This window comes from Actinocrinis puniceicyclus (assembly GCF_018283645.1).
GTDB classification, from domain to species: Bacteria; Actinomycetota; Actinomycetes; order Streptomycetales; family Catenulisporaceae; genus Actinocrinis; species Actinocrinis puniceicyclus.
In genome coordinates this window covers 1-8,908 of record NZ_JAGSXH010000173.1, presented here as the reverse complement: position 1 = coordinate 8,908, position 8,908 = coordinate 1, and the positions used below count along the sequence as shown (strand labels likewise).

Below are 8,908 nucleotides of genomic sequence, written 5' to 3'. Positions count from 1 at the left end.
CCCACGACCTCTCCCACCTCGGCGCGTTCCAAGCCGCCGCCCGCCTCGTCGTCGACTCCGCCGACCAACCCGCCTGCACCCTGGCCACCCGCCCACTACCGGCGGCGATCCCCGGCCGCGCCGAGAACATCCGCGTCGGCGCACGCACCCACAACACAACCGCGCACATCCACGACTGAACGCCGCGGAACCCGCGGCACGAAGGAGAAAGTCATGTCCAAAAGCGCTCCGATCGCCGTCAGCGCGCGGCGCGGCAGCCCATTCCCGCACCGCGGTGCGACGCTGCCTTACCTGCTCTTCCGCACCACGCTGCGCGACCGCTGGCTGCTGGCAATGCTCGCCGAGCACCGCGTGCTGACCGCGGAGCAGATCACAGCCCTCGCATACCGCACGCTGCGCTCCGCCAACCGGCGCCTGGCCGCACTCGCAGACCTGAAGCTGGTCGAACGTTTCCGCGCCCACCCCGGTCAATTCGGTGCAACCCCGTACCACTATGTGCTGGGACCGGCCGGAGCTCTACTCGTGGCCGCCGCTCACGACCTGACACCGAAAGCGTTCGGCTACGACCGCAGCAAGCTGCTACGTCAGGCCATGCGGCCCGACCTCGGCCACACCCTTGGCTGCAACAGCCTGCTGATCGACCTTGCGACCGAACACCGCAGCCGTCCGGAACGGCGGCTGGACATCTGGTGGGACCAGGACTCGTGCACGCGGGTATGGGGCGATGTCATCCGCCCCGACGCCTACGCCGTCTACACAGCGCCCGACACAGCCGGCACGCCGACCACGTGCGGCTTCTTCCTCGAATACGACACCGGCAGCGAATCGCTCACACAACTCGTCGCGAAGATGACCGGCTACGCCCGCCACCTCGACGTTTACGGCGGCAACCGCCCCGTGCTGATCCACCTGCCCGACCAGGCCCGCGAACTGGCGCTCCACGCCCGACTGGCAGCCACCAGCAACCGCCCGCAGATCCCGGTGGCAACTACCACCGCGCCCCGCCTCGCGCAGCCGGTCTGGCTGCCGCTCGGCTCCCGAGCCCGCCTAGCGCTGCCCGACCTACCGAGCCATTTCCACAGCGCGGGCTACCGCCTGCTCACGCCCGTACACAACGACCCGGACGTGCGCGCCCCGATCCCCGTACCGGACACCGCCTGGATCTGACCACGCAGGAGACGCATCGTGAAAGGGAGGCCCCTGACATGCTCGCCCGCCTCGCCGGCGCGTCCGCCGCCGCCTTCCTGCTACTCGTGGTGCTGCTGGCCGCCGCGGGCGCCGCCATCGCCGCGATCGTTACCGCCCCCATCACCCTCGTCGGGCAGGCCCTCGACGCCCACCTCGACCCGAAACAGCTCACCGCCGCCCAGTACTGCGTCCTGGGCAAGATCACCCCAGGCAGGCCCACCGGCTACGGCACCTACAGCCGCGAGCAACTGGCCAACGCCACCACCATCTACCAGGTCTCCGTCACCCTCGGCCTGCCGATCTACGCAGCGCAGATCGCCACCGCCACCGCACTCCAGGAATCCGACCTCTACGACCTCGACCAAGGCGACCGCGACAGCCTCGGCCTGTTCCAGCAGCGCCCCTCGCAGGGCTGGGGAACACCGCAGCAGATCATGGACCCGGTCTACGCCTCCACGAAGTTCTACGAAGCGCTGATCAAGGTCCCGGATTGGCAGACCATGCCGCTCTGGCAGGCCGCACAGGCCGTCCAACGCTCCGCCTACCCCGGGGCATACGCTCAATGGGCTTACATTGCGGGGTATCTCGTCGCCACCGTTTCCGGGGCACTTGTAGGTTCCCAGTGTCAGTGACGGATTCCCGATCGTAATGTCGTGTCGATGTCGGATTCGTCATCGGATCGGGATTCGCCGGTTCGCTGGAGCCGTGTCTCGCCTGTGTGTTCTTGACTTGGTCGTGCGGAAAACGTCGGGTGTGTCAGAGTCGTCTCGTGGTGAACAGGGTGGTCCCGTGCACCGCGTTCACTTCCTTCCGCTCGGTCTCGGTGAACTCGAGCTTGGCCAGCACGCGGCGAGAAGCGACGTTCCAGTCCCAGACCGTAGCCCACAGACGTTCGTGCCCCGACGATTTCGCCCATTCCAGAACCGCCAGCGAGGCCTCGGTCGCGTATCCCCGACGCCAAACCCGGCGCAGCAGCTCGAACGCCAGTTCCGGTTCGCCTGCCGGTCCTCGCCCGCTGTCGACCAGCCCGCAGTAGCCGATGACGTCTCGAGATGCCTTCGGCTCGACCGCCAGCAATCCAGTCGACCACAGCTGGTTGGTGCGGATCGAATCTTCTAGCTCGGCGAGCGTAGGGTGTCCATCCGCATCGATTCGGCGGTGCGGCGGAACTCGTGGATCACGTTCGGTCCACAGCTCACGCATGACGACAGCCTCGGCTACCCGCCAAGGTCTGAGTAGCAGGCGACTCGTCTCGAGTACAACCTCGCTGCCCGGAGTCGCATCACCTTCCATGTCAGCAACCATCTCACCGAGCGCCTCGGCGACGACAGACGGCTACGCCAGCTTCATCTTGCGCAGCGATCCTGCAGTGGGCGACTATCCCTCACGGCTGGGCCCGCAGCGCCGCCTCGACCTCGACCTTGTCGACGGATGCAGTGATGCCCCAGTGCCCGCGTGCGATGGCGAGCATCTCGGCGAGCTTGGCGACCATGACGTCGGGCGGATACGGGGCAGGTGCATCCGCGAAGGCGCGTGCGTAGCGGACCGCGTCGACCAGGACCGATTTGATCTGTTCGTGCGCGAGGTACGCCTCGAGGTCCGCGGCATAGCCGACGGTCGCGTCGCCGGGGAGGGCCGAGCTCCAGAGGTCTACCAGCGCTCTGCGTTCGTGCGGGAGGTAAGCCGTCTTGTGCAAGTGGGTGGCAAACTCGTAGACGGGGTCGGCGAGCAGGGCCAGTTCCCAGTCGAGGAAGCAGCTGTGCCCGCCGCTGAGGATGATGTTCTTGCGATGCACATCGGTGTGGGCCAGAGCGAACGGCCTTGATGTCATTGTGTCCCAACGTTCGCGCAACGGTGCGAACGGGTCTTCTGGAATGCGCAGCCGCCGGTAGAGGGCTGCGTTCGCGGTCTTGGTGGCTTCGTGGATTCGGTGGCTGTCTGCGTTGATGCGCTGCGCGAAGCCGGCGGTGTCTCCGTCGCAGGGCCAGTGGGCGGGCGCCGGCGGCAGGTGCGCGGCCGTCAGACGGCTGAGCGCGACGAACAGGGCGACGGTGTCGGTCAGGACATGCTCCGGCACTGGCGTTCCGCGCGGCGCGACCTCGTGCAGCAGCCGGCCTTCTATGAATTCGTGTACCTGGAAGGACGGGTCCCGGCTGGCGTGCAGCAGCCGAGGGACGTGCGGAACGCGGCCTTCGATCGCACGCATGATCTCAGGCTCCTGCCACATGCGCAGGTCCATGGATTCGGCACGGTGGATCGGGATGCGGATGATGACCTTCGTGCCCGCGACGGTCGCGGGGATGTTGCGGTGGTAGTACCCAGCGGCCGGGGCGTCGCTGTCCAGGGCTCGGCGGTAGGCATCCATCCAGGTCACGAGGCGCTGCCGATGAGTTGATCGATCACTGCGGCGGTGCCGTGCTCGATGGCGGGCAGGCGCGTGGGTGGACTGATGCGTCTGCGTGCGGTCGCGGCAGCATCCGCGACGGTGTCGTGGTGGGCCCCGATGCGGGCGAGCAGCATGTCGCCGAAGATGACGAGCGTGGGATAAACGTCCGCCGCGGTGAGTTCGGACACTGCCGAGGCAACCGCTGTGACGGCTTTGTGCCTGTGCCCTGAGACGGCGTGGGTACAGGCGCGGATGAGTTCGGCGCGAGCACGCCCGGACCGGTAGTGCGCCTTCACGAGCGCGGCGTCGGCCGAGTGGAGGGCGGCTACGGCTTCAGGAAGGTTGGCGCGGCGCAGCTGGGCGATGGCCAGGGCTGTGTAGATCTTGCCGATCTCGGCTTGGTCGCCGAACTCCTCCTGGCTTTTCAGCGCGGCCGCGGCGGCTTCGACGGCGTCCGCCGACCCGGACCAGGCGAGCAGTTCAGCGCGATTGGTGGCGAGTTTCAGAGTTCCGATCACCGATCCCGCTGCCCGGTACGCCTCCGCGGCGTCTTCGAGTGCTTGGTGCGCGGCAGCGTAGTCGGTGGCGAAGCGGTGGGACAGGTGAAGCAGCCGGTGGACGTCGCCGCGCGTGGTGTGGTCGTCGGGTGCCGCGCCGTCCAGGATCTGTGTTGCGAGGGTGCCGGCTTCGTGGAAGCGGCCCTGGCACATGTCGATGTCGGCCAGCCAGACTCCGGCGCGGTAGCGTGCGGGGCCCGGGTGGGTGGTCCAGATGGTTCTGTACAGTCGCGCCGCGGCAGCGGTCTGACCTGTCATGCGGTGCGCGTCGGCGACGGTGGTCGCCAGCCGGGCCCCCGGGACGGTCAGCAGGTCCGGAGTCGGCCCTGCCCCGGCAAGGCTGAGGATGTGTGCGGCGTCTGCCAGGCGTTTGGCGGCTTCGGCCTCGAGACAGGCTGCTGTCTCCCGCAGGTGGCTTGTCGTTGCGGGCGGCTGCGCGGCGAGGTGGCGTTGCAGGTCGCCGAGGATCCCGTCGGCTGCGGGCCGACCACCGAGCATGAAGGCGCTGTCGGCAATCGCGAGCAGGCCGGGACCGTCGAGCGTTCCCGCCTGCAGGCCGTGGTAGGCCGATTCCCGATGCGCCGCAGCCGCCGCAGCCGGATCTTCCGCCCGGCCAGCTCGGGCCGCCCACAGGGACCGCAGCAGCGTGGCGACTTCCCTGAGCACCGCGGCCGGCAGGCGCTGCTGGAGGCTCTCGCGCATCAACTGGTGCAGGCGCAGGCGATCGTTCCCGGCGGGGTACACGAAGGAATAGGCGGTCAGCGTCTCCCAGGTCAGCTGATCATGCGGCAGCGCGAAAGCCGTAGCGAGATCCCGGAATACATCCACGTCGAAAACGCGCGCGACAGCCAGCAACTCCAGCACACGCGCTTCACGAGAACCCACATGCTGCAGGAACCGGCGCAGGATCTCCTCGCCGGACACCACGCGCCGCGCGGTGGTCGTGCCGATCCCGAGGCGGGTGTCCACCGCGAGGTTGAGGTAGAACGGCAGCCCCGCGCTCGCCAGAGCGATGGCCTGCTGCTCGGCCGGCTCGGTGACACCGCAGGAGGCGAGCAGTTCGATGCGCGCCCGCATCGGCAGCTCTCCGACCTCAACGGTCTCGACCGCGGCTGCCCACTGCGGGTCGTCCCGATTCCAGGCGAGCGGTTCCCTGCTGGCGATCACGGTCATACCGCGGTCGAGCTGTCCGACCAGGTCACGCAGCCACACATCAGCCATCGCCACTCTCGCGGTGCGCACGGGGCTGGGAATGAGCGCCTCGTAAGCATCGATGAACAACGCATACGGCTTGTTCAGGCTCGACTCGCGCAAGTCCTCGGCAAACAAGTAGGTCACCGAGTCGACAAGTTCCGCATTGGTCAACTCGTCCAGGCGGGCGAGCGTCTCATCCGAGGCGATGCGGTGCCGCCTGCGCGCCTTGGAACCGAGCATCCCAGCCACGCGCAGGAGGCCGATCGCGGTGCCGAACACGCTCAGGCCTGTGGCGGTATCAACGATCTGGGTGAGGACTTCGCTTTCCGTCACGAAGGGCAGGTCGCGCCGACTGACGCGCATGTGCGGGTGAAGGCGCTGCCAGAGCACTGCGTAGGCGATGTCGAAGCGGTCGAATCGCGCGCCTTGCCTGCCTAACTCGATACGCAGGACCGACAGGGCGTCCTCTTGCTGGCGCATCGCGGGAATCTGCAGGTCGAGCAGAGCGGTACGCGCCCCCTGGCAGCCGTGTTCGCGCAGCTCTCGAAGCAGCCGCGATTTGCCCACCCCGCCGACGCCTACCGGGTTGAACACCCGGGGCCCGGAACCGATCATCGGCCACTGCCGGCTGAAGGCGCCGATGACTTCCTCGCGGTTGACGAACTTGCGGTCGAGCGCCGCCAGGCGGCGGAAGCGGGGCTCGAACGACACGATCTGCATACCCCCTCAACGCAGGTGCCCGCGGCGTGGTCACGCGCACCCGCGAGTGAGGCCACGTACTAGGCTCTTGTCCACGTCGATCCTATAGATTCAGAGAGTCCTGATACGTGAGAACTGTTGCCGTCGACGCGCGGATCGACAGCCACACCGGGATGGGCCGCTACATGAGATGCGCGGCATCGGCTCTCGAGCGCTATGCCGATCCCGGGCTCCGGATCGACGTGCTGCGCAAGACGGGAACACCGCGCTACACCGACGCCGAAGACACCGAACTCCTCGCCGCGGCGCGCGCGAGCGGCGCCGCCAGCATTCACGCCCTGGACTACCGCATCCCGATCAGCGGGCTGGACCTGCCCGTCATTGCCACGGTGCACGACGTTATGCGCATCGTGCGCCCGCAGCACTGCGACAGCGACGAGCAGTTCGCGCGCCGGTTCGGCAGAGCAGTGCTGGACGAGTTGAACGTGAGGACTGCCCGGCTTCGCGGCCTCGCGCAGCTGCCTCCAGGACGAATGCGGGAGCCTGAGAGCCTCTACGAGGAACATTACGGGCGCATGCTGATGTACACCTGCGCCCGTGCCGCGGCGGTCGTCACGCCCACCCGGACAGTGGCCGACCAGTTGCGCGCGGCTGTCGGGCCCGTGGGCAGGATCGTCGTTTCACCTTGGGGGATCGACCACGACACGCTCGACGACGTCGCGGCCGGCGCGCAACCAGAAACGCTCCCTCGCGGCCTGCCGCAGAGGTTCCTCCTCTACGTCGGGCAGGCCAAACCCCACAAGGGCCTGCCAGCCCTGGTCAGCGCCTACCAGATGAGCGGCGCGGGCAAGGCCGGGGTCAAGCTCGCGTGCGTGGGCCGGGATTTCGAACCAGGCAAGAGCGCAGTCGCAGCTCTCGAACAGCAACTCGGCGCAAACGCCGTGTGCCTCGGCAGCACGGACGACACAGCACTCAACGCCCTTTACGCGCGCGCCACCGCACTGGTCCACCTCGCCGAGCACGAAGGCTTCGGATTCCCTCCTCTCGAAGCGCTCGCCGCCGGATGCGCCGTGATCGCCTCCGACATCCCCGTCCTGCGCGAAACCCTCGGCGAGCACGCCACCTTCGTCGACCACAACGACCCGCGCGACGCAGCGCAGGCGATCAATACGCTGCTCAGCGCCGCTCCGGACGAGTCGGTGCGTGACCGCCGGCGTGACTATGCCGCCACGTTCACCTGGAAGCGTCACGCTGCCGACCTGCTCGCACTTCACCGCGAGCTCTGAACACAGCGTGCACGACCGCGCTAACCTCGGAAATTCAGCTCTCACCGGCGATCTGACGCCGTGTTGAGGAAAGGTGCCCGCCACCTGCGATGATCTGCTTGTCTAGAACGGATCATGCGGGTAGAACGGGCACCTTTCCGGTGAAGAAGCGTAATGGCTGGGATCGCGGGCTCAAAGTCGATGCGTCGGGAAAGGGCCTGGTCGGGCACGCCGGGGCGGTGCTGCTGCACCGTACGGCCGATCGGGTCGGGTTGCCGGCGGGTCTGCGCGGGGCCCTGACCGCGAGCCCGTGGATGCTGGATCGCGCGAACGCACTGGTCTCACTGATCGTCGGGATCGCGCTGGGAGCGCGCAGCGTGCGGCAGGCCGAACTGCTCGCGCGCCATCACACCGCGCTGCTGGGCGCCGGGGCCTCGGACTCCACACTCTGGCGTGCCCTGGGCGAGATAGATGATCAGGCAAGGCTGCGGATCGCCAAAGCCAGAGCGCGGGTGCGCGAGCGGGTCTGGGACCTGCTGGCCGGGCGCGAGGAGGGCTTCCCGTGGCTGGTCATCCTGGGCAAGAGGCTGACCGGCTGGGTGGTGATCGACCTGGACGCCACGATCATCACCGCGTCCTCGAAGAAGCAGGGCGCGGCCGGCACCTATAAGGGGTCTTACGGCTTCCACCCGCTGGCCGCGTGGTGCGCGAACACCTTCGAGGCCCTGGCCATGATGCTGCGACCAGGCAATGCGGGCTCGAACACGGTCGCCGACCACCTCGCCGTGATCGCCGACGCGCTCGCCCAGGTCCCGCGTGCCCACCGCGGCAGGATACTGATCCGCCTCGACGGGGCCGGGGCGAGCCACGGGCTGATCGAGCACCTGCTGGGGCTGGGCACCCGCCGCCGCACCGTGGCGTTCACCAGCGGCTTCACCATCACCGAGACCGAGGAGCAGGCGATCGCCCAACTGCCCGAGAGCGCGTGGGACCACGCGTTCGAGCAGGACGGGCGCATCGACCCGCACGCCCAGGTCGCCGAGCTCACCGGCCTGTGGCTGCGCACCGGCTGGCCCGAGGAACTGCGCTACCTGGTCCGGCGCGTCAAGGCGTCGCGGCGGCATGAGAAGAAGCTGACGAACTTCGAGAAGGAAACCGGCTGGCGCTACCAGATCACGGTGACCAACATCCGTGACCTCGGCCGCGCGGTGCCCGGCTCCCACCACGTCTTCTTCCTCGACGCCCTGCACCGCCAGCACGCCGTGGTCGAAGACCGCGTGCGCACCGAGAAGGCCACCGGGATCAGAAACCTGCCGTTGCGCGGCTACGCCCGCAACCAGGCGTGGCTGCTGGCCGCGAACATCGCCTCCGACCTGCTGGCCTATCTCCAACTCCTCGGCCTGCACCACGACGGCGACCTCGCCCGAGCCGAGCCGCAGACCCTGCGCGCCACCATCCTGCACATCCCCGCTCGCCTCGTACACCACGCCCGCCAGCGCGTACTGAAGATCGAGGCGACCTGGCCCTGGGCCCAGGCATTCCAGACCTGCTGGACAACCCTGGGAGCACTCCCCGACACCTGCTGACCAGGTCGGATACCCAACCACCCCGACACGAAA

At 68.2% G+C, this 8,908-nt stretch carries 7 protein-coding genes; 4 read left to right on the top strand and 3 right to left on the bottom strand.

From position 1 onward, the window contains the following. Positions 1-213 precede the first annotated feature (213 nt). Together KGA66_RS26630 and KGA66_RS31255 are read left to right on the top strand one after the other, a co-directional pair. The gene (locus KGA66_RS26630) at positions 214-1,167 is read left to right on the top strand and encodes a replication-relaxation family protein (RefSeq protein WP_211471914.1); all 954 of its coding nucleotides are present in this window, start codon (positions 214-216) and stop codon (positions 1,165-1,167) included. A 38-nt stretch (positions 1,168-1,205) separates the two neighbouring features. Further along, positions 1,206-1,820: a hypothetical protein gene (locus tag KGA66_RS31255; protein WP_211471912.1), complete on the top strand. Its 615-nt coding sequence runs from the start codon at positions 1,206-1,208 to the stop codon at positions 1,818-1,820. A gap of 124 nt (positions 1,821-1,944) precedes the next feature. Here KGA66_RS31255 and KGA66_RS26620 read toward each other — a convergent pair whose 3' ends face one another. The 3 genes from KGA66_RS26620 to KGA66_RS26610 all read right to left on the bottom strand — a co-directional run bounded on the left by KGA66_RS26620 (position 1,945) and on the right by KGA66_RS26610 (position 6,045). After that, positions 1,945-2,481: a GNAT family N-acetyltransferase gene (locus KGA66_RS26620; RefSeq protein ID WP_281416843.1), complete on the bottom strand. Its 537-nt coding sequence runs from the start codon at positions 2,479-2,481 to the stop codon at positions 1,945-1,947. 91 nt (positions 2,482-2,572) lie between these two features. Further along, entirely contained in the window at positions 2,573-3,553 is a 981-nt protein-coding gene (locus KGA66_RS26615) for a phosphotransferase family protein (RefSeq protein ID WP_246508770.1), read from the bottom strand. 5 nt (positions 3,554-3,558) lie between these two features. Beyond that, on the bottom strand, positions 3,559-6,045 hold the full coding sequence (locus tag KGA66_RS26610; RefSeq protein ID WP_211471905.1) for a hypothetical protein: 2,487 nt from the start codon (positions 6,043-6,045) through the stop codon (positions 3,559-3,561). 152 nt (positions 6,046-6,197) lie between these two features. Here KGA66_RS26610 and KGA66_RS26605 point away from each other — a divergent pair, with 152 nt between their 5' ends. Together KGA66_RS26605 and KGA66_RS26600 are read left to right on the top strand one after the other, a co-directional pair. Then, on the top strand, positions 6,198-7,310 hold the full coding sequence (locus KGA66_RS26605) for a glycosyltransferase family 4 protein (RefSeq protein ID WP_211471903.1): 1,113 nt from the start codon (positions 6,198-6,200) through the stop codon (positions 7,308-7,310). A gap of 140 nt (positions 7,311-7,450) precedes the next feature. Next, positions 7,451-8,875: an IS1380 family transposase gene (locus tag KGA66_RS26600; protein WP_211471901.1), complete on the top strand. Its 1,425-nt coding sequence runs from the start codon at positions 7,451-7,453 to the stop codon at positions 8,873-8,875. Positions 8,876-8,908 lie beyond the last annotated feature (33 nt).

Excerpts from the sequence above, each read along its gene's own strand:
- KGA66_RS26615 (WP_246508770.1), bottom strand. The coding sequence starts at position 3,553 with ATGGATGCCTACCGCCGAGCCCTGGACAGCGACGCCCCGGCCGCTGGG.
- KGA66_RS26630 (WP_211471914.1), top strand. The coding sequence starts at position 214 with ATGTCCAAAAGCGCTCCGATCGCCGTCAGCGCGCGGCGCGGCAGCCCA.
- KGA66_RS31255 (WP_211471912.1), top strand. The coding sequence starts at position 1,206 with ATGCTCGCCCGCCTCGCCGGCGCGTCCGCCGCCGCCTTCCTGCTACTC.
- KGA66_RS26620 (WP_281416843.1), bottom strand. The coding sequence starts at position 2,481 with ATGGAAGGTGATGCGACTCCGGGCAGCGAGGTTGTACTCGAGACGAGT.
- KGA66_RS26605 (WP_211471903.1), top strand. The coding sequence starts at position 6,198 with ATGGGCCGCTACATGAGATGCGCGGCATCGGCTCTCGAGCGCTATGCC.
- KGA66_RS26610 (WP_211471905.1), bottom strand. The coding sequence starts at position 6,045 with ATGCAGATCGTGTCGTTCGAGCCCCGCTTCCGCCGCCTGGCGGCGCTC.